13 protein-coding genes are annotated in these 19,920 nt (G+C 42.6%); 2 read left to right on the plus strand and 11 right to left on the minus strand.

Annotated features, from left to right (window positions below; translation table 11 throughout):
• Window positions 1-88 precede the first annotated feature (88 nt).
• From VXM68_RS20775 to VXM68_RS20795, 5 genes are all read right to left on the minus strand, one after another.
• Window positions 89-811, minus strand: a complete 723-nt coding sequence (locus VXM68_RS20775; RefSeq protein WP_367209882.1) for a response regulator — start codon at window positions 809-811, stop codon at window positions 89-91.
• A 17-nt stretch (window positions 812-828) separates the two neighbouring features.
• Window positions 829-1,656 carry a protein-glutamate O-methyltransferase CheR gene (locus VXM68_RS20780; protein ID WP_367209883.1) on the minus strand — a complete coding sequence of 276 codons (828 nt, stop codon included), beginning with the start codon at window positions 1,654-1,656 and terminating at the stop codon, window positions 829-831.
• Complete coding sequence (locus tag VXM68_RS20785; protein ID WP_294182947.1) at window positions 1,653-2,027, minus strand: response regulator; 375 nt, start codon at window positions 2,025-2,027, stop codon at window positions 1,653-1,655. The genes VXM68_RS20780 and VXM68_RS20785 overlap by 4 nt, the downstream gene beginning before the upstream one ends.
• Window positions 2,028-2,064: 37 nt before the next feature.
• Window positions 2,065-5,685: a response regulator gene (locus tag VXM68_RS20790; protein ID WP_367209884.1), complete on the minus strand. Its 3,621-nt coding sequence runs from the start codon at window positions 5,683-5,685 to the stop codon at window positions 2,065-2,067.
• Between the two features lie 138 nt (window positions 5,686-5,823).
• Window positions 5,824-7,539 carry an FAD/NAD(P)-binding protein gene (locus tag VXM68_RS20795; RefSeq protein ID WP_367209885.1) on the minus strand — a complete coding sequence of 572 codons (1,716 nt, stop codon included), beginning with the start codon at window positions 7,537-7,539 and terminating at the stop codon, window positions 5,824-5,826.
• 207 nt (window positions 7,540-7,746) lie between these two features.
• Here VXM68_RS20795 and VXM68_RS20800 point away from each other — a divergent pair, with 207 nt between their 5' ends.
• Window positions 7,747-8,214: a PA2169 family four-helix-bundle protein gene (locus tag VXM68_RS20800; protein ID WP_293954370.1), complete on the plus strand. Its 468-nt coding sequence runs from the start codon at window positions 7,747-7,749 to the stop codon at window positions 8,212-8,214.
• 190 nt (window positions 8,215-8,404) lie between these two features.
• Here the strand turns inward: VXM68_RS20800 and VXM68_RS20805 are convergent, their stop codons facing one another.
• Genes VXM68_RS20805 through VXM68_RS20830 form a run of 6 tightly spaced genes read right to left on the minus strand, consistent with a single transcriptional unit; the run spans window position 8,405 to window position 18,904 of the window.
• Window positions 8,405-9,685 (minus strand): pepsin/retropepsin-like aspartic protease family protein, encoded by a 1,281-nt coding sequence (locus VXM68_RS20805; RefSeq protein ID WP_312330548.1) that lies wholly within the window; start codon window positions 9,683-9,685, stop codon window positions 8,405-8,407.
• A gap of 1 nt (window position 9,686) precedes the next feature.
• Window positions 9,687-10,763, minus strand: a complete 1,077-nt coding sequence (locus VXM68_RS20810; RefSeq protein WP_367209886.1) for an alpha/beta fold hydrolase — start codon at window positions 10,761-10,763, stop codon at window positions 9,687-9,689.
• 4 nt (window positions 10,764-10,767) lie between these two features.
• Entirely contained in the window at window positions 10,768-12,711 is a 1,944-nt protein-coding gene (locus VXM68_RS20815; RefSeq protein ID WP_367209887.1) for a peroxiredoxin family protein, read from the minus strand.
• Window positions 12,712-12,770: 59 nt separating this feature from the next.
• Entirely contained in the window at window positions 12,771-14,204 is a 1,434-nt protein-coding gene (locus tag VXM68_RS20820; protein ID WP_367209888.1) for a RagB/SusD family nutrient uptake outer membrane protein, read from the minus strand.
• An 11-nt stretch (window positions 14,205-14,215) separates the two neighbouring features.
• Complete coding sequence (locus tag VXM68_RS20825) at window positions 14,216-17,836, minus strand: SusC/RagA family TonB-linked outer membrane protein (RefSeq protein ID WP_367209889.1); 3,621 nt, start codon at window positions 17,834-17,836, stop codon at window positions 14,216-14,218.
• Window positions 17,837-17,869: 33 nt separating this feature from the next.
• Window positions 17,870-18,904: a FecR family protein gene (locus tag VXM68_RS20830; RefSeq protein ID WP_367209890.1), complete on the minus strand. Its 1,035-nt coding sequence runs from the start codon at window positions 18,902-18,904 to the stop codon at window positions 17,870-17,872.
• A 269-nt stretch (window positions 18,905-19,173) separates the two neighbouring features.
• Here VXM68_RS20830 and VXM68_RS20835 point away from each other — a divergent pair, with 269 nt between their 5' ends.
• Window positions 19,174-19,764 carry an RNA polymerase sigma factor gene (locus tag VXM68_RS20835; RefSeq protein WP_294182964.1) on the plus strand — a complete coding sequence of 197 codons (591 nt, stop codon included), beginning with the start codon at window positions 19,174-19,176 and terminating at the stop codon, window positions 19,762-19,764.
• Window positions 19,765-19,920: the final 156 nt, after the last annotated feature.

Here is a 19,920-nt window from a genome sequence, read left to right on the forward strand (position 1 = left end):
GAAGCCACCTTCTGCTTTCAATAAACCCAATCATAACAGTTATCCATAAAGGCATCGACCATCTTTTCATACGAAAAAGAAGACGCTCCTAACTCAGTAACTTTTGCTGAAATGCAAAACGGATCAGATCGGCTGTATTTTTACTTTTGGTCTTATCCATAAGATTCTGACGGTGCCCTTCAACAGTGCGTTTGCTCAAAAAAATCTTGTCTGCAATTTCCACAGCAGTAAAACCTTGGGCAATGAGTTCAAGTACAGCAAACTCCCGCTCCGTGATTTCATATTGCAAAAGACGTGAAGCCACATCGACACTGGTGCTACTCTCTACATCAAAATTTTCCATAAACCGTAGACCGAAATTGGTCATCAGATATTTATGCCCTTGGGATAAACGTAATAGTCCAAATAAGATTTCATCATAATCCCCACCCTTCGACAGATAACCGTCTGCACCGCTACGAAAAGCTTCGGCCACTTCATTCGGTTCTTCCACCATCGATAAAAGCGCAAATCTGACGTCTGGATATATCTTCTTGGCCATTTGGATGAAAGTTATTCCATCCATACCCTGCATATTCAGGTCTGTTAAAACTAAATCCGGTAAGCTATTTTTTTCAAGGTACATTAATGCATCCTCTGCACTATCTACTTCCCCTACCACAGAAAGCTTGTCGTGGGTATCAATAATCAATCGTATCCCGTTTCTCACAAGCCGATGATCATCAACTAAAAGAATTTTAGTCATTTTTCCTCCAATCCCACTAAGATACTTTATTTTTTTTAATAAGTTAATTTTTTTAAAATAGTTCATTGAAAAATGAACCTATTTTATTTCACCTTACGCCATATTTTCTCATTGCCCACTTGCTGATAATCTTTTGCCAACACCGAGAAACGTAGCGTTTCCTGACTTCCCAACGCTAAGTATCCGAGGGTTTCCAAACTCTCATCGAATAAAGATAGGACTTTAGCCTGAAGTTGGGTATCAAAATAGATCAGTACATTGCGGCATAGAATTAGCTGAAAGGCATTGAAAGATGCATCACTTACCAGGTTGTGTGTAGCAAAAACAATCTTTTCCTGCAAACTAGATGTTAGCTTCACCCAATTATAATTGGCTGTATAATAACTGGAAAAATCTGCTTTTCCACCCGAAAGCTGGTAATTTTCCACATAAGATTTTAGATTTGCCATGGGTATAACGGCTCGCTTAGCCTGTTCTAGGACAGAAGGGTTAATATCTGTGGCATAAATCAATGATTTGTGCAGTAATTTGGTTTCCTGCAACAAAATGGCCAACGAATAGGCTTCCTCACCTGTCGCACAGCCCGCTATCCAAATGCGGATAAAGGGTGAAGTACCTAATTTGGGCAGAATTTCATCGCGCAGACGTAAAAAAAAGTTTGGATCGCGAAACATTTCTGTAACGTTGACCGTCATCTTTTCGACAAATCGCTGCATGTACTCGGGTTCATGTAACACACGGTACCGCAATTCGGCAAAACTCGCAAAATTATCTAGTAGGCAAAGCTGATTGATCCGCCGCGACAAAGACGCTATGGTATAATGGGTAAAATCGTAGCCATAGAGACGTTGCACATCTTCCATCAATATCATCACCTGCTCTTGGCTAACAATTTTTTTTCCACTGATCATTTAACAATTTCCCCCATTAACCTCACCAGAAGTTCGATATCGATCGGTTTTGAAATATAGCCGTTGGCTCCCGCTGCCAAACACTTTTCACGGTCGCCCGTCATCGCCTGCGCCGTGACGGCGATGACGGGCATTTCTTGAGAATCCCAAGTTTTGCGGATTAGCTGGGTCGCTTCATATCCGTCTATCTCGGGCATCATCATATCCATCAACACCAGACCTACGCCAGCACTATTCCGCAGCTGAGCAAGCCCCTCTTCAGCAGACAGACAACCCAAGGCTTGAAAGCCTCTCGATTTTAGGGCCAATTTCAACGCAAATATATTGTTTTGATCATCATCGATGATTAATACGGTTTTGTTCTTGTCCATGCTCTTTTATCTATTGCCTTTTATTTTATTAAAACAACTATTCATACATCCATACCCGTAGCAGGGACAAGAGTTGATCGATATCCACCGGTTTGGATATATAATCTGACGCTCCTGCAGCGATACATTTTTCCCGATCTCCCATCATTGATTTGGCAGTAACAGCAATGATCGGCATATTCTTATAATGGGGATTATTTCGAATCGACGCAATCGTTTCGTATCCATCCATCTCGGGCATCATCATATCCATCAGGATCACAGCCACATCTTCATTTTCTTCGAGCTGTTTCAGTGCATCCTTTCCATCTGTTGCCGGTACGACGGTCATATGATATTTCTCAAGGGCTTTCGTGAGCGAGAAAATATTACGGATGTCATCATCTGCTACAAGCACCTTTTTACCCTTCAACACATCTTCCAAAAAGCCAAGCCTAGCGGGAGCTTTCGCCGAAGTACCTTTGTTTTCCTCTACAAGATGTAAAAATAAGCCCACTTCATCCAATATGCGTTGATAGGAATTGGCGGTTTTAACGACAATTGTATCCGCATAACGTTTTAATTTCATTTCCTCTACTTGCGATAGATTCTTACCGGTAAAAACAATAATCGGTAATTTTTCTAGCCCTTGGTTACGTTTTACAGCCTCCAATGTCTCGTAACCGACCCGATCAGGAACGCCCATATCGAGTATCACGCAGTCCGCAGTATCAGAACTCAGCGCCGCAATACTATCTTCTACGTTGCTCTTGATTTCAGAGACAATGTCAAAACTCCCAAGAAAGAGAGACAAAGCAGCTGCATGTTTAGGGTTTTCTTCAACGATAAGTACCTTTTTAGGATGTCTAGTGAGCGCTTCCTCTATTCTGCGAAACATATCACCCATTTGTTCCAACGCCATAGGTTTGTTGATAAAGTCTATAGCCCCCTGAAGCAGACTCTCTCTTTTAACCTGCAGAGAGGACATAATATGCACCGGAATATGTCGTGTTTTGGGATTTTCCTTGATCTCAGCCATTACTTGCCATCCATCTTTAAGGGGAAGCTGAATATCCAGCAAAACTGCGAGCGGCATATATTGCGCTACTACTTCTGCAGCAATGTCGCCACGCACCACCACAATACCCTTATAGTTTTGCTGACGCGTATATTTAAGTAGAATCTTTGCAAACTCAATATCGTCCTCCACGATCAAAATAAAGCGGTCGCCAGGAACGATGCTATCGCGATCGTCCGGAACTTCGGCTGGGATAGGTATTTGCAACGTGTTTTCTACAGGTAAAGCTGGCACCGCTGGAATGTTTTCCAAAGAAGTGTGCTCTTCAGGTAAAATTTCCGCGTCGTCTGTTGTCAACAACGTTTGCGCAAGGCCGAATAGGGATGTACTTTCGTCCGAAATGCGTTCGGGAATAATCAGTTTAAAGACACTACCTTCACCTTCTTCGCTATTCAATGAGATTTCACCGCCAAGTAATCGTGCTAATTCCCGGCTTATGGAAAGCCCCAGTCCCGTACCACCAAATTTCCGCCGCGTAGAGCCGTCAGCTTGTTGAAAAGCCTCAAATATTAGATGCTGCTTATCCTTTGGTATTCCAATTCCGGTATCGCGCACTTCAAATACAATCCCGTTTCGTGGAGACGGTTCACGGTCGATATGCAGCGTTACCTTGCCCGATGCCGTGAATTTAATAGCATTAGAGAGTAGATTACGTAAAATCTGATCCAGCCGCTGTTTATCTGTTTCGATCTGAGTGGGCAATTGCTCCGCTACACTCATTTCCAATCCAAGTTTCTTGTCGGCAGCAATTGGTCCGAACATCGCCGACAGCCCTTGCACGACATCCGCAAACAATACGGGCTGTACATCCAAATCCATTTTTCCGGATTCAATTTTAGAAAGATCCAAAATCTCATCTATTAGTGTCAGCAGACTCTTTCCCGAACTTTGGATCACTGCTGCAGATTCCATCTGTTCCTCGTTAAGGTTACCGTCCGTATTTTCGGCCATCAGACGGGAAAGCAGCAAGATTGAATTGAGCGGAGTACGCAGTTCATGCGACATATTAGCCAAAAATTCAGACTTATAGCGTGTGCTTTGTGCAAGCTCTGCCGCTTTCTTCTGAATTTCCTGGTTACGTTCGGCTATTTCCAGATTTTTATCTTCCAACAATCTGGAGCGCTCTTCCAGTTCACGGTTAGACTGCACCAACTCTTCCTGCTGAACACGAAGTTCCTCCTCTGAAGCCTGCAGTTTATAGGTATGCATTTCGAGACTAGAATTCAGTGATTCCAACTCCGTATGTTGTGCTTGCAGCTCTTCAGTCTGCGCCTGTGTTTCTTCTAATAAATTCTGTACAACCAACCGAGCTTGCGATGCGGCGAGTGTAGCCCCCACTTTTTGCACAGCTTCTCTAAAAAACGCCAATTGTATCGAAGAAAAGGGCTGCAATGAGCCAAGTTCCATTACACCAATACATTCACTTCCATCATAAATGGGAAGTATAAAAAGGTTGTTTACCTGTACTTTTCCAGTGGCGAAGCTGATGACATAATGCGTATCTTCGAGGTTTTCAAATAATTTTTCCTGACCATCTTTAAATACCTGCCCTACCATGCCATCCCCTGCTGCGAAGCGCTTATGGTTGGGATCTTCAAGTCCATAAGCACCCCTTAACACCAACTGATCCTGCTCCATCAGATAAATGGCCCCATTGACACAACTACCATACGTCGCTAGATGTCGCAACGTGACAGCCGTGATCTCTTCTTGAAGTTTATTGCCCATTAAAAGATTGCTCAGCTGCGTTAATCCAGCTTGATGCCAATTATTGTTATTGAGTTCATCAAAAGAAACCTTTAGTGACCGAGCCATTTCATTGAGCGATCCCGCTAAGCTTCCCAAGTCGTCCTGTTCAGCATCCTGTATCTGCATATCATAATTTCCCGCTGCGATTTCACGGGCAATGCGCTGCGTAATACTGAGCCTCCGCTGGATCTCCTCATCTTTACGTTTCAGATCATGCTGTAACTGTTCTCGCTTAAAGAAATCAGCCCGCAAACGGAAGTAAAAAAAGACAGTGATCAGCAAAGAAACTGCCGCGGCCAGCAAAACAAAAATAGATGTATAACCAGAAGATCGTCCGAGTTCATTTGAACGCTTGTTCAATAAAGATTCTTCTTTATCTATGATCTGGCCAATTAAAATTCTACAGCTATCCATATAGGATTTCCCTTCTTCGAGTTGGGAAACCGTCACCATTCCGCCGCGCCTTTTGATCGTTACCAGATTTTCTAGTTTGGTAAGCCTAGACTTTACCAGCGTGGACAGGGTATCAATTACCCGCTGCTGTTCGGGGTTGTCAGCTGTCAAATCGTGCGCACGGCTCAACGATTGGGGCAGCGACTCAAGGCCGGTTTGGTAAGGATTTAAAAACTTATCCAGTCCAGTCAACAGATAGCCACGTTGACCCGTCTCGGCATTTTGCAGATCCTGTAGAATTTTATTAACACGGCTCATCACCCGACGGCTATGGTCCACCATTTCACTATTATGAATCTGCTTACGAATACTAACATAAGAGGCCGTTGAACTAGCTAAGAGCAACAATAGCGATATTCCAAAACCTATCTGCAGGTTTTTTAAAATAGTTTTAGGCATGCTTTTTCATCCATTGAGTTAAGACTATGCCAACTGATGGTCTAGATGGCCGCCAAATATAGCAATACAGGGCCTAAAATGAATATCCCTTGAGCAAACACGGAGAATGTTACCGTATTTTAACAAAAAGTCACGTATTTATCCCCCCTCGGCAATCCTTTGGGCAATGATTTCGGAAGTCGCTGCGCAAAAATCAAGACCTGAATAGTCCGGATTATAGCCACCAATATAAGGTACAGCCATCATAAAAATACGTTGGTTGGATCGCCCGCTGTGATCAACTAGCTGAAAGCTGTCGTCTATCTTTATTCCCGGCACCCGCAAAAAGATAGCCCCATCCGGTGCTACAAACATATGATCATTACCCGCCAGTAACTGTTCCTTGGCATGCTCCACAGAGCGGAACCTCAAATAAGCGGGGCTAATATTACCATTGTCGATCAAACTCTTAAAAGGAAAATCTTCAAAATCCAACGGCTGCTGGCCTACACAGTCGACAAAGGTCTTATAATATGTTTTATTTTCTATGCCTTGCTCATTTGTATAAAAGTAGTTAGCTCCACAGTCTTTTGCAGGTTCGACCCGGCTTTCAGTACCGACGTTTACCACCTCAAGAACACCGGCATCGTGCAATGCAAGCAACTCGCGGCTAGAGCCCTGCGGTACGAAAGCAATCACAATAGAAATCAGGGGCATTAACACCTTCTTTAAGCGAAGCATATCTTCTGCAGACATGTATTTTGCTGGATAATTCAATGTAAAGCTCAGCGCAGAAAGCACTTCCTTCCAGTAAATCGATTCGTGCCTTTTGATGGACTTTAGCGCTTGGACGTGTTCCTGACGAAAACCTTCGAAGGCGTCTTTCTGCTCCCGCATGGCAAGTACGGCTTCCACAAAATCTTCGAGACTGAGCTTTTCCACCATGGCGTAGAAGGCAGGATCTTTCTCCTTAAACTGGGCTTTAAAATTTCGCTCAAATAAAAAATCAAGCGATACAAAACCTTCATTTTCGAGCCTATTAAGCATCAGTTCCTCTTCTGAAATTAAGAGATTATTGGCTAAGAACGGATCTTCCTGATGAAAGCGGATTGCAGGCAGAAGCCCACTACGTGTATGCATCACTATTTTAAAATTCTCGCTTCCTGGATCAATGTGATATTTTATCTCGCCTGTTTCTAGCACGTCAAAAGAGCCATTGTGCCGGGCAAGTGTACGTATAGCATCTATTGCAGTAAGCGAAGCGCCACGTATCCCAACGGCATGATTAGTCTTTAGGGCGAGTTTAGAGGGTGGATAGGGTGATTCGAAGTAGTGTTCGACATTACCCTCATGTTTAGTTGGCCATTTGTGTCCCGTGCAAATAACGGCCTTATCAACGATATAAGTATCTGTGCTTCCAACAAGTACTTTCACCTGCGACTGGCTTTCTAGGTCAACGATATCGCTTACCTGGCTGGCTAGGTACACTTGGGTTTCAATACCTTTTGCATCTGCCATACGCTTTAATAGTGTAAACTGTTCCGATAAATAGCGACCGAGCAGTAATCGCGGCACTACTTTATACCGATTAAAATCGTCCACATCAATGCCATAGGTACGAAGCGTAGTTGCCGACAGCGATTGCACATACTCTTCAATGGTAGTCACCAGTTTCGGTATTTCATGATCGGAAACATTTGTCAGGTGCTCAGGTGTAGCACCTTCATAGCTGTAAGGCATCCCTGCACCTAACTGTTTTCGCGACTCAAAAATAGATATTTTGAGCTCCCCCATATTCTTTTCAATCAATCTTTTGTACATAAACAGGCCACTGGGTCCGCCCCCGATGATGGCTACATGGATGTGTTGTTGCATAGTTTTCATTGCGCTGCCTGAATGGCAGTTTCGGAAATAAGAACAACAATAAATTACATAAAGTTTTAAGTTGCATTTATTACGCCGCAATAAAAACTGCGATAAATACGGATTGCGATTTAAATACCTGAATCTGCGATTCTGCAAACGAACGCTGTGTCGATGCTGTTTTCCGAATAAACAAAAATGATAACAAATAATAATATTATGGAAAACAACATCAACAACCCAGAAATCATCAACGACATTATTAAGATCAACAATGACCGTATTGAAGGGTATAAAAAAGCAATTGATCTGGCAACCAGTCACGGCTTAGATAAACTGATCCCTACCTTTCAAAAATTTATCGGACAGTCAGAAGAATTTATCGCCGAATTAACTCCTTATGTTGAGCTTGAGGGAAAAGAGGCTACCGATAGCACCATGTTAAGCGGCAAACTATTCCGTGCCTGGATGGGAATCAAAGTTAATATCACAGGCGACGACGAAAGAAGTTTATTGGAGACCTGCGAACAGGGAGAAGACGCCTTTAAATCGACCTACCAAACAGCGCTGGCAGACGGATCCGATGAACTTTCGCAAAATGTGCATAGTTTAATCAATACCCAACTTAGTAAACAGCTTGAAGCACACAATATCATTAAAATGTTACGCGACAGCAAAACAATTTAAGGGTTAACAATAACAGGATTCTAACAAAATAGATGACCTTCTCACAAAAAATACCGAAGCGATTTAAGCTTCGGTATTTTTCTATTGAGGACAGGACATCGACAATGAAGATTCTCCACAAATGCAGCATGCGTTGTAACAAATACAATTATTACATTGTAAAAAACCATTGCTCCTTTGATCTATCACATCAATAAAAACTAATTGTATTCTTTTTGAAATTTAATGTCATCTTGTACTGATTTAAAAATGGTGTACCCAACAAACCCTCAATAGGCAATGCGTCGGAATCTTGTCCGCCACCAATAGCTTGATCTGTAATAACTGTGTACATATCTTTTAATGCCAGCTGACCTACTTTAGCATGAGTAAGAAACGCGATACGATTGCCTTGACTTGTTCCATTCACCCCTTTGATATCCACCTCACCTTCCTCATAATCAATATAAGATTTTAGCTCCGTTTCCAATGCCTTTTTCAGCACATTGGCATTAGCACCACAATCTATTCCCATCGGATACACCTTTCCACCGAAAGTAATATCCACAATAGGAATATGCCTTTTCAGGCGTAAAGGATATTGCGCCAGCAAAAGCCCCTTATCGATTGGCTCCCCAGGCACCTCACCTCGATCATCCATTTTTTCTAGTAACAACTCTTGCCTTCTGTAGTCTATGGTAAACTGATAGTTTTTCAATACGCCAATGCCGAGTAAACCTAAAATTGGACTTCCATCTCCAATTTCCAGGTGCATATCATCCATCTGAGAGACTGGAGCATCAAGTTTATGGAGTACAATGCCAGCTACCTGAAGGTTGTTACCAGTTGACCAGACCACCTGTTGCATTTGTCCGCCAATACCTGCGAAATCTACCGAAACATCTTTGCGAATTTGTTCTGGGACCACAAATTCTTTGCGTAATATGACTACTGGAGCACCGCTATCAAATTGAAAATAACCTTTTATACCGTTGAGCATCGATTCAAGGTAGACCAATCCATTCACCATTTTAAATGGGATGACCAGTGTCTCAGGTTGCTCTGCATTCCCCAATGCATCCGCCAACGCTTTATCAGGATCGCCCTTTATGTTTCCTCTGATAATGCCAAGATTTATAATTTTTCCGGCACGATTAAATAGAAAAGTTGGTCTACCGGGTTTACCATCCGAATAAGTTACTTCAAGCTGAATCCGTTCATCGCCATCCGCAAGCATCTGCTGATCCACAATCTGAAAAGCTTTCATACTTGGGAATTTAGCCAGAATTTCTGGTACAGCAACAGGGTTGTTCAACTTGGGCAGATTACCAATCGTTGCACTGTCGGCCATCATACCCAACAAAGTAACAGCATCTTTTTTATTCATGGCCGCCATAATCCGATCAATCGATTTGACATTATCAATCTGTTGAGCGACTGCTAGATTTCCTATCAGCGATAAAACAACTAGTATAAATATGGTCTTTCTCATCTTACTTTACGGTTTCTTTCAACCATTTCACAATTGAGCCTAACGTACTCTCGGGTATTTCACCAAGTTTTGCGTATTCCGCAGGTAGGCAGGTTTGACAAGGCTGCAATAAATGATTTACATTTGGCAGCAGGATGGTCGTTACCTTTCCGTGCTGGCCGGCACGACTGTACTGCTTCCAGTAAGTTAAATTGATGGAATCTACAAAAACATCTTTACTACCATTGATCGCCAGAATGGGAACATCCACGCGACTTAAAAAGATCCGTGGGTCGTAGGTGACAAAATAGCGATACCAAGGTCCGATAGCCTGCTGCACATAGGACCAAATCGGAAAGCGGAAATGATCGTATTCAATACCTAAAGATTTAAAGTAAAGATCATCTTTTTGTTTCCAGTAATTATATGTCGCGTGAAGCTTACTCTCCAGGCTGTCCGAATTGGCATATTGGAAGGCGGTCGCAAACATTAACCGATTGATTTCATTGGAACGTTGCTTGTCGACCTCTTTCAGAGGTGAGGTATTCACAAGGTTCTCATTCTGCACAAAAAGCGATTCCAAACCGCTAGAAGCCAAGCCCGATAAGCTGATTAAAAAAGCGACATCTTTGCTTTGTGAAGCCGCTATCGAAATCACAGCCCCCCCTTCGCTATGCCCCAGCAGACCGATATGCGTTAAGTCAACATTTCTTTCAGTTTTCAAAAATTGCAGCGCACCTAAAACGTCAAGTGCAAAATCTGCTGTTGTAGCATATCGGTATTCGCCTGTCGTTTTACCAACACCGCGATCATCCATACGTAACACCACATATCCCTTGGGTGTTAAAAAATTGGCAATACGGGCAAACATCTTTGTCCCGGCCATTGTACCATCCCGGTCCTGTGGTCCAGTACCTGAAACGATAATAACGGCCGGATATTTCCCCGCCTTGATAGGCGAGGAAATGGTGGCGCCAATGGTAATACTATCTGCTTTTGACTTAAACATAACCTCCCTTTGATTGATGGACTGTGCTGAAGTAATGCCGTAAAAAAGCAATGAAGCTACAGCTAGAAAGAGTGATTTGATTGTTTTCATATCCTTATTTCCCAGCTTTTAACATGTTGACCATTTCAATGATTTCATCGGCAAGCTCAGAGGTGCTGCCCATATAACCAACCTCCGAAAAACGAAGTTTGCCATTTGGCCCCACCACCATCTTATGCGGAATAGGTCCTACACCAGCGGCCTTTGAAGCCTTACTATCCGTATCCAGTAATACCGTGAAAGGATAGCCATTTTCTTTCATATAATTGGTCACGTATTCTTTCATGTCTGGCTTACGTTCCTGTGTATTGATGAAATAAAAGACAACGTTCGGATCATTTTTAAAATGATCTACCGCCAATTTCATCCCCGGAAATGCACCTTTACAGGGGGCACACCACGAAGCCCAGAAATCCAATACAACAATTTTTCCTTTCTGTGCAGAAAGGCGTACTTTCTTTCCATGTTGATCCAACAACTCAAAATCCGGCATATTCTTGTTGATTAAAAGGTTCTGTACCTTTTCTTTTAGCTCCTTTCCCTTGTCGGCATTTTTGAGACTAGCCAAATACTGTTCGTAGCCTTTATCTGATTTGTTTTTTGCATTATAGATTTTTTTCATCAGCTCCAGCATATAGGTCGAACTCTGATTCATGGCATAACTTTGCTCCAGTGCCATTTGCAGTTCTTTGGTTTTCCCCTGCCCCTCAAGCACACGTACATAAGTATCATTTAAGTTTGCATTTTTGTAGCTCGCGGTACTCTGCGCGGCGGCGGCATAGGCAAAGGCTTCGTCGTAAAGTTTATTGTCCACCAATATCTTGGCAAATAAAGGTGCATTTGAATAATATAACGTTGCATATTTATCCCCCTGAAAGTTATCCTTGTAGTAATTCAGACGTTCCATAATAACTCGGGCATAAGGCAATATTTCGGCAGGTCCTATGCTTTTTTGCGAAAGATACGGCACGTCCAAGGAACGGTAGATCACATTGGAAAGGGCCTCGTAGGGTGCGATCTTGGACATATACTTACTATAGTTGGACAGATCTTTTTTCATGCTGGTGTACACCGAAATAATCCAGTAAGCACTGATATAGCTGATTCGATTCGCTTCGTTAAAAGCATCTTCAGCTTCTTCATAGGGATGTTTATCAATAAAGTCCATCGCAGCTTTCAGGCGTTCATCGTCCGTCTTCGCTTGTTGAATGAGCTTAAAATCAGCCAGACGCTGTTGATCCTTTACATATTGACCCTTTGGAAACTGGGTGACAATTTTTTGCTGTAATGCCTCAGCTTTAGCAGCATCTTTTAAAATATCCTTATAGACACGATAAATTTCCAGTAGATCCTCTTCTTTGATATTGGGCATCTGTTCCAGGCTGTTCAGCTCCCGATCAAGCTTGGCTAAGGACTCTGGGGTATTCATGTGTTTCAAGGCACTTGCGGCAGCGTAAAGCACACGAAATCGGTTTTCCGGATGATACTGTAATTCATATTTCACCCACATCAAAAGTATCTCATTCGATTTGTAGGCCACGGTATCTACGACATAAGGAACACCCGCAACGATGTGCGGCGTCCGCAACATGCCCCAACCGACCATTCCTCCCGACATCTGGCGTTTATCGTTTCCGGAGAGGATATAGGAATAAGTTTGCTCCCCACCTTTGTCTACCAGGGTATCCGATTTAAAAACAAGATTCATTAAGGCCAAATGTGCCGGCAGTACATATTTTGCAGTCCATACCGAATCATTTTTAGTAAACTTGAGATCCGTAGTCGTCCATTTAAAATCAGTATAACCCGTTAGCTGTGCCGAAATATCTTTGGCATCCTTCAGCAGCGTATTACGAGCATCATATACAAGCTGTACGGTATCCTGTTGTTTTGGAAATTCCGGTATCACCTTAAAAACCTGCGGCTGTTTCTGTTGTTGCGCAGAGGCAGCAGTGCAACACAAAAATGTCCATGCCAATACAGCTGTAGTTTTTATCATACAATTTTTCATATCTCTTATTTTTCCTTTTTAAAATAAATGAACAGTAGACCTGTTCTTTATGGATTTTGCACTATTTCTGGACTCAAATTAATTTCATATTGCGCGATCCGAAACACATAGCGGTTGCTATTCGGAGCCAATGTAAAAGTAATTCCACCGAATGTACGCGTATACGTTTTCTGAAAGCGTGTATCGTCTTTCAGACGGCGCATATCCCACCAGCGCAACATGCGGAACATAAACTCCCGACGGCGTTCCTGCATCACTTTCACCAAAGCATCATCCCCATCTGTTGCGCTCAGATTGACTGTTGACCCCGGCAGAATTCTACTGGCCCGTAACCGATTGACGAATGTCATTGCATTGGCAGGTTGATTGTCCCGCGCAGCAGCCTCCGCCTTAATCAACAGCATTTCAGGAACTGACGGACCTACATTTCGGCCTTCACTTTTTATAAAATCCAAATAATAATACCGACCATCATAGACCTCCCATGCTGATATTTTCGATCCAGGAACCGTAAATAAATTATAGCGCTGGTCGCTTCCGTCAAATAAAGACAATAATTCTTTGCTTAACCGAAATGCTGTCGGCGAATAGGCGGTAATACCATTTATAGGTACTTTGGACAACAAAATCTCAGGATTATAGATTCGTAATGGATAGTTGGCCATAGTTGCCTCCGTAATTTTTGTCAAATCTACTAGCTTGTCATTCAGAGCCAGCGCCTGATCGGCCGCTTTTGCCGCATCCGCATAGCGGTTCATATACAGGTATGTTCGTGCCAGCAAACCATAGGCTGAAGCTTTGGAGGGTAAGGTTGTAAATTGCTGCTGTGATGGCAATGCAGGAAGCGCTGCTTCAATATCCGCTAAAACCGCATCATAGACTTGCTGTAATGTACCTCGCTCAAGTGACTGCTCTGTAGTTGGCTGCAAAATTAATGGAACGCCCAACGCGTTATTTGCAGTTGATTGAACGTAAGGTACCGCATACGTATTGGCCAACATTAAGTACGCTGAAGCACGGTGTATTTTCGCTTCTGCTATCAATTGGGCAATTTCAGACGCGCTACCGTCTGAAACTAGAGGTACCTCGGCAATGACGGTATTCGCATAGGCAATCGCATTGTACAATCGAGACCAGTTGTCATCTTTATAATTCTGGTTTCCGATGGGGTAAATATCATCTGCCCATTGATATGAACGACTATAATAGCCATAAAAATCACTACTTGACAATGATTTTTGTTGGGCTGAACCATCGATGAGCTCAAGGTCATCAGCTGCCATATCAGACAGCGCGGGCGAAGCTTCAAAGGTTGCCGTATTGTTTAAGACGTAGCGGTAGTTTTCTATCGTACCAGGTGTCAATTGCCCCTGTGTTTTGATGTCTACATATTTTTCACAACCTGTCATCGTAAAGCCCATACCTGTTGCGGCTAACGCTATTACCAGTTTAAGACCGCTGTTTTTTATAGCTATTTTCATGATTTTGGCGATTAGAAGTTAACATTGATTGAAAAATTGTACGAAGGAACTGGACGCAGGTTGGTTGTATTACCAACATAATTGGCAAAATCAGGATCAATACCTTCTTTATTGGCTGTCCAGATCAATCCAAGATTACGGACCGAACCCGTTAGGTTGACTTGCTCAATTTTCATTCTCTTTAAGAAATCTTTTGGCAGCGCATAACTCAGGGACACTTCCCGCAGTCGGATGTAGTCGCCTTTCAGTACATTGATATCCGAATAGGTGTAGCGGTACAAACTATATTGCCCATAAATATCCGCTGTAACAGCAGGGATATTGGTGGTAGCCTCATCGCCGGCCTGACGCCATCGATTAGCAATATCAGCGCTGAGATCAAATTTTGGTGAAGTTAATCCCCTACTGGGGGTCATGTAAGATTCAATACTTGGTTTCAAAAATACATTCCCAAATTGATAGGTCATCAGGGCAAAAAATGACCATTGACCATAACGTAAGTTTGTTTTTAAACTCCCAAAATAAGGCGCGGTTGTTCGCCCCATATATTTAAGATCATCCACTCCTTTCAAGGTTTGCTTCACGGAAACAACCTCACCTTCTTTGTTGTAAATCTGTGTCAATCCACTGGCATCCAGTCCAGCATGTCGAAATGCGAGCAATTTGTCACTAGGATATCCTTCCAGATAACCAATCCCCACTGGCGTATAGGAATAGGTAAAATTAGCAATATCAGTTGCTTTAAAACGGTTGTCAGTAATCTCATTGGTATTGTAGGAAAAATTAGCGCCCATATCCCAATTCCAGGCGGCGGTGGTAATCAATCTTGCATTTAAGCCTAGATCAACCCCTTTTCCGCTCATGGTTGCCGTATTTCTTTTTAAGTTTCCATTATTTATTGTTCCTACGTAAGGCGCAGCAATCGGAAAACTGTACAATAGATCGCGACCCTTTTTTACATAATAATCAAAGGTACCGGTCAAACGATTAGTGAACAAACCAAAATCAAGACCAAGGTTTGTGACATACGTTTTCTCCCAACGAAGTTGTGGATTAGCAATGGCAATGATGCTCGCTGTAGGCTGTCCCGTAGGATTGCGCGTGCCATCATCAAGCGATATGTTAGTAAACGGACGTACATCCTGTGTGATATTACCGTTGACGCCATAAGTTGCCCTCAATCCCAGCTGACTTAGCCAAGCCAGGCTGTTCATAAACGATTCTTTTCGCACATTCCACTTTAGACCACTCGACCATAACGGGGTCGCCCGAAAACTTCGGTCAAGTCCAAAATTGTTATAATCATCATAACGAACACTTCCCGACAGGGTATACTTCGTATCATAAGTATAGGCTGCATTCGAAAAATACGACAAAAAACGTCTCCTTCGGTCGGCCTGTATTGGTGATCCTGAAAGGCTCTCATTAAATCCCTGGATACTGAGATAGGCCGACTGCAGATAACTTACAGCAGTATTGAATCCAGTCTGCATATTATACCCATATAAGGTACTGCTTCCCTGCTCAGTCTCCGTCTGCCGGATCTCAGCACCTGCGATAGCAGAAATATCATGTTTTTGGGCAAGCAAAGCATCGTAGTTCAGCTGTCCACGTACCGTATAATTATTGACTTCGGTATTGCCGATGTTATAAATGCCACCTTTATTGATACCCAGGGTATTTTTCGCTTGGCCGACCGGCGTAAATATATTCAATAAGGAACGGTTCGCATAAGATTCTTCTCCACTGAACATGCGATTACTTCCAAATGATCGCTCATTGGCATACATGACCGTACCTTTTATCCCCTTATAAATTGGTACCGACAAATTAATCACTGCCGAAAAACTATTGTTCTTGAGTACCCGGTCCACTTCCCTTAATTCCTGCAGATAGTCGTAGCGCCAATCTTTGTAAGCTGCTCCCAGTCCACTAACAAATTCAGGTGTCAGCCGGTCGTATGCTATGCCGTTTCCATCGGCATCTGCCAGCAATTGATAAGGCAATAGTGTAGCCGCCCCGGTATCGTAAAACTGCGAAATTCCTATCCCATTCTGTTTTTGATTTAAGAATGTACCCCGCACACTCGTGGATAGCGTTGCAATTTTAAAAAGCTTCCAGTTATTATTGAGGTTTAACGTCAGACGTTTGCCATTTTCACCCCTAGTATATGGATTCTCATTCGCGTATGAGGCCGAATAGAAATAGTTATTATTTTCAGTCCCATTGCTTATGGATAGGTTATATTGCTGGCTACTCATCGGGCGCAACAGATAGCGTTGAATCTGCGCCTTATTGTCTATAGCTTTTAGTGGACCGACTAGCGCATCATAATTAGCTTGGGTAATCTGTCCATTTTTAAGACGGATCGCTGCTGCTGCAACTTCACCCGGATAGTAAGTCGCATAAGAATAAAGACTAGTCGCAATATTATTACCGTTCAAAATGTTTTTGGCGACCAACTCTTCTTGATAATCGATCATCTGCGCGCTATTCATTGTACGCAAGTAACCTAAATCAGGTTTTCCCGAAAATGCAGTATTCGCAGAAAAACTAATGCGAGGCACACCTGTAACCGAACCTTTTTTGGTTGTGACTACAATAACACCGTTAGCTGCCCTAACCCCATAGATCGAAGCTGCAGCTGCATCTTTCAATACCGTAATATTTTCAACATCGTTTGGGTTAAGGGTCGCAAGATCCATGGTGGAGATCGCTCCGTCGATAACAATCAATGGTAATTTCTCGGTCTCGGTGTCTATTGATCCTATTCCTCTTACGTTAAAATCATAGTCATTCCGACCGATGGTACGCGTGCTGGAGTTAATACTCAATTGGTTATTGTTGTAGGTAAAGCTACGGTCGCCGGTTCCAATGGAAACCTGAAATCCGGGAACCTGTCCTTCCAAGCGCTGAATCAGATTGGCGGAGGGAATTTTTTCCAGTTCTTTGGACGTAATGAGCGAAACTGAACCTGTTGCTCTTTCTTTGGATATCTTTTGATACCCCGTTGAAATCACTGCCTCTTCAAGCACGTTATTTTTTTCCTCCATCGTAAACATGATCTGGCTACGATTTCCAGCCGTTAAGGCCGTACTTTCATAACCGACGGCCGAGACCATAATAATATCCGTGGGTTTGATATCATAAATCAGGAATCGCCCATTCTCGTCACTTTTCGCACCTTTGCGCGTGTCTTTTACCCATATACTTGCTAGTGGTATCGGTTTACCGCTCGCCGAAACAACCGTGCCGGCGACCCGATCTATCGCCTGTTGATCGCTACCATTTTTTACGGGACTAGCTTCTCCGTCTCCGACAGCGCGACGTACAATGGAATAGGATCTGTCATCCACATAAAGAAATACCAATTGATTAGGATAAAGCACTTTTTTAAGCACTTCTTCCAGCTTATTTCCCTTGAGCAATTCGGGGTCGACAAATTTCCCGTTCAAAAGGTTGTGCTCATAACTCAAATTCGCGTTGAAACGCTGTTCAATCTGTTTTACGGCTTGGTTAAGTGGCAACTTTTGCTGTGCATAGGCTTGCTGTCCAACGGTAAATAGCAGCGAAGTGACCGGAACCATCAACAAGCAACGTAGTGGTTGCCACCTGCTTTCTGTAATTTTCATATTTGTTAGGTTAGATGTTACTATTGTATTAGCTTATTTTTGTTTTTCTTCTTTTGGATCGAGGTAGATGGTATCTTTTTCCATTCGGATATTCGCCTGTAAAATATTCGCGATCGAATAGATGATACTTTCCTGCGAACCTAGCGATATACGACCGTCGATTTTTCGATTCAAAAGTGTGGGATCGTTTATAATAATTTCTTTTCCATACACATAGCGCAATTCATTCGTTAAATCAGCGACTGTTAAGTTTTCGCCTATCAGCGTTTTCTGGGTCCATCCCACCGCCTGCTGGGCCGCTTTTTTGCCTGTGCTCAAATGACGAAAGCCTTCGATACCTGCCTCAACGATATCGCCGGGTGCAAGGATCTTGGTTTCACCAAGATGTTTGCTATTACGCAGTGCAATACGTCCTTCCAATAGTGTTACAGTTATTTTGTTATCCCTATTTTTTAGGTTAAACTTTGTTCCGAGTACCTCCACAGCAACATCGCCGGTATAGGCCGTAAACCGTTCGTCTTCCCGAATAGCTGACGTATCCTTGTTAAGATGCTTGACTTCGAGTAGTACCTCTCCGGTAGTAAATACTTCACGCTTGGACAACCAGTTCCAGGCGCGGCGGTATGCAATGGAAGAATTGGCATTGAGCTGTACTGTACTGCTATCGGGCAATAGCACAGTCTGAAATTCACCGCTTCTGGTTGCGATAACGATCATCGAGCGGTAATACCACGATAAAGTTATAAAAATTGCTACCGCTGCTGCTCCAGTGGCTGCTGCCCACAAACGAACAATCTGACCCCTTCTCTTCTTTCTATTTCCAGCTATACCTCGTTCAATATCCTCAAAAAGTTCATCCGCAAATTCCTGATCCGGCCTAATCCGGGTAATGCCATACAAGGCATGCAGATAAGCAAGCGCGTCATCGTAGGAAGCCGCATTTTTGGGGTTTCCAGCACGCCATGCCTTCCAATTGAAAACATCATCACGTTCCGGCTGTTTGACAAATCGGACAAAATCCAGGTCATCCAAAAAATCTTGTGTACCGTAACTCGTATATTTCTCCATTATTACGCTTTTGTTAAATTCAAGACAAATAATATTTAGATTTTACCCCATGGAATCTAATTTTTTTTTAAAAAAATTTAAAAGTCATCTCTTTCACTTACCAAATTCATAATTTAGTTGCTCAATTAATGCGCAATGCTGCATATTTAGGTAAAAAGAGAATCTACAACATTGTAGTGATTTTAAATAAGGGATTTAGTATTGTTATTAAATCTTTACTATTTTTGGAGTAACGAATGATTTATTTCATTTAATTGCCTAATTCGAAGATGAACAACACCATAGATCGGTACTGGAATGATTTTATTGTCGGCGACAAACACGCGTTCGAGCAGATCTATCGTGCTTTATTACCGAGCTTATATGAGTATGGTATGCGTCGTGTAAACGATGAGGATTATGTTAGAGACGCCATTCAGGATATATTTATTAAGTTTTGGGAAAATCGGAGCAGGCTACAAAGCATTTCCAATCCGAAACATTACTTGCTTATCGCTTTGAAAAACAGCCTACTGAACACGCAATTGAGAGATGGCAAACTTTCATCATTTGGTGAAAAAGATGATTTCCAACTTACCTACGATGTCGAATCTGCTTATATTGCAACGGAAGAACAACGACAGACAGCATTCAAGCTTATTCAGGCATTAGAACAACTAACAGCTAAACAAAAAGAGGTAATTTTTCTTCGGTATTTCGAGGAACTGAGCTATGAAGAAATCAGTGTACTAACCAACATATCTGTTAAGAGTTTGTATAAATTGAATAATCGCGCCATGGAAGCCCTGAAAGGCATTATGGGTATGCCAAAACAACCGCTGCTCATGCTGCTGTGTGCCATCAGATTTATATACTCCTAAAACCAATAACCGTTTTCTATCGGTTATTTCCAAAGCATGTCCTTTCTTACGATCACTGGATGATCAAATTTATAAAATCCACCAACTGTAAAATCCTTATTGATCAATATGCTAAAGCTGATCAAAGAAATCGATCAACTCTAGCATCTTTGAATA

The sequence above is a fragment of the Sphingobacterium sp. R2 genome (assembly GCF_040760075.1).
Taxonomy (GTDB): Bacteria; Bacteroidota; Bacteroidia; order Sphingobacteriales; family Sphingobacteriaceae; genus Sphingobacterium.

Bases quoted from the DNA above. Each gene is read 5' to 3' on its own strand.
- VXM68_RS20775 (WP_367209882.1), bottom strand. From the start codon at position 811: ATGAACTATTTTAAAAAAATTAACTTATTAAAAAAAATAAAGTATCTT.
- VXM68_RS20780 (WP_367209883.1), bottom strand. From the start codon at position 1,656: ATGATCAGTGGAAAAAAAATTGTTAGCCAAGAGCAGGTGATGATATTG.
- VXM68_RS20785 (WP_294182947.1), bottom strand. From the start codon at position 2,027: ATGGACAAGAACAAAACCGTATTAATCATCGATGATGATCAAAACAAT.
- VXM68_RS20790 (WP_367209884.1), bottom strand. From the start codon at position 5,685: ATGCCTAAAACTATTTTAAAAAACCTGCAGATAGGTTTTGGAATATCG.
- VXM68_RS20795 (WP_367209885.1), bottom strand. From the start codon at position 7,539: ATGCAACAACACATCCATGTAGCCATCATCGGGGGCGGACCCAGTGGC.
- VXM68_RS20800 (WP_293954370.1), top strand. From the start codon at position 7,747: ATGGAAAACAACATCAACAACCCAGAAATCATCAACGACATTATTAAG.
- VXM68_RS20805 (WP_312330548.1), bottom strand. From the start codon at position 9,685: ATGAGAAAGACCATATTTATACTAGTTGTTTTATCGCTGATAGGAAAT.
- VXM68_RS20810 (WP_367209886.1), bottom strand. From the start codon at position 10,763: ATGAAAACAATCAAATCACTCTTTCTAGCTGTAGCTTCATTGCTTTTT.
- VXM68_RS20815 (WP_367209887.1), bottom strand. From the start codon at position 12,711: ATGATAAAAACTACAGCTGTATTGGCATGGACATTTTTGTGTTGCACT.
- VXM68_RS20820 (WP_367209888.1), bottom strand. From the start codon at position 14,204: ATGAAAATAGCTATAAAAAACAGCGGTCTTAAACTGGTAATAGCGTTA.
- VXM68_RS20825 (WP_367209889.1), bottom strand. From the start codon at position 17,836: ATGAAAATTACAGAAAGCAGGTGGCAACCACTACGTTGCTTGTTGATG.
- VXM68_RS20830 (WP_367209890.1), bottom strand. From the start codon at position 18,904: ATGGAGAAATATACGAGTTACGGTACACAAGATTTTTTGGATGACCTG.
- VXM68_RS20835 (WP_294182964.1), top strand. From the start codon at position 19,174: ATGAACAACACCATAGATCGGTACTGGAATGATTTTATTGTCGGCGAC.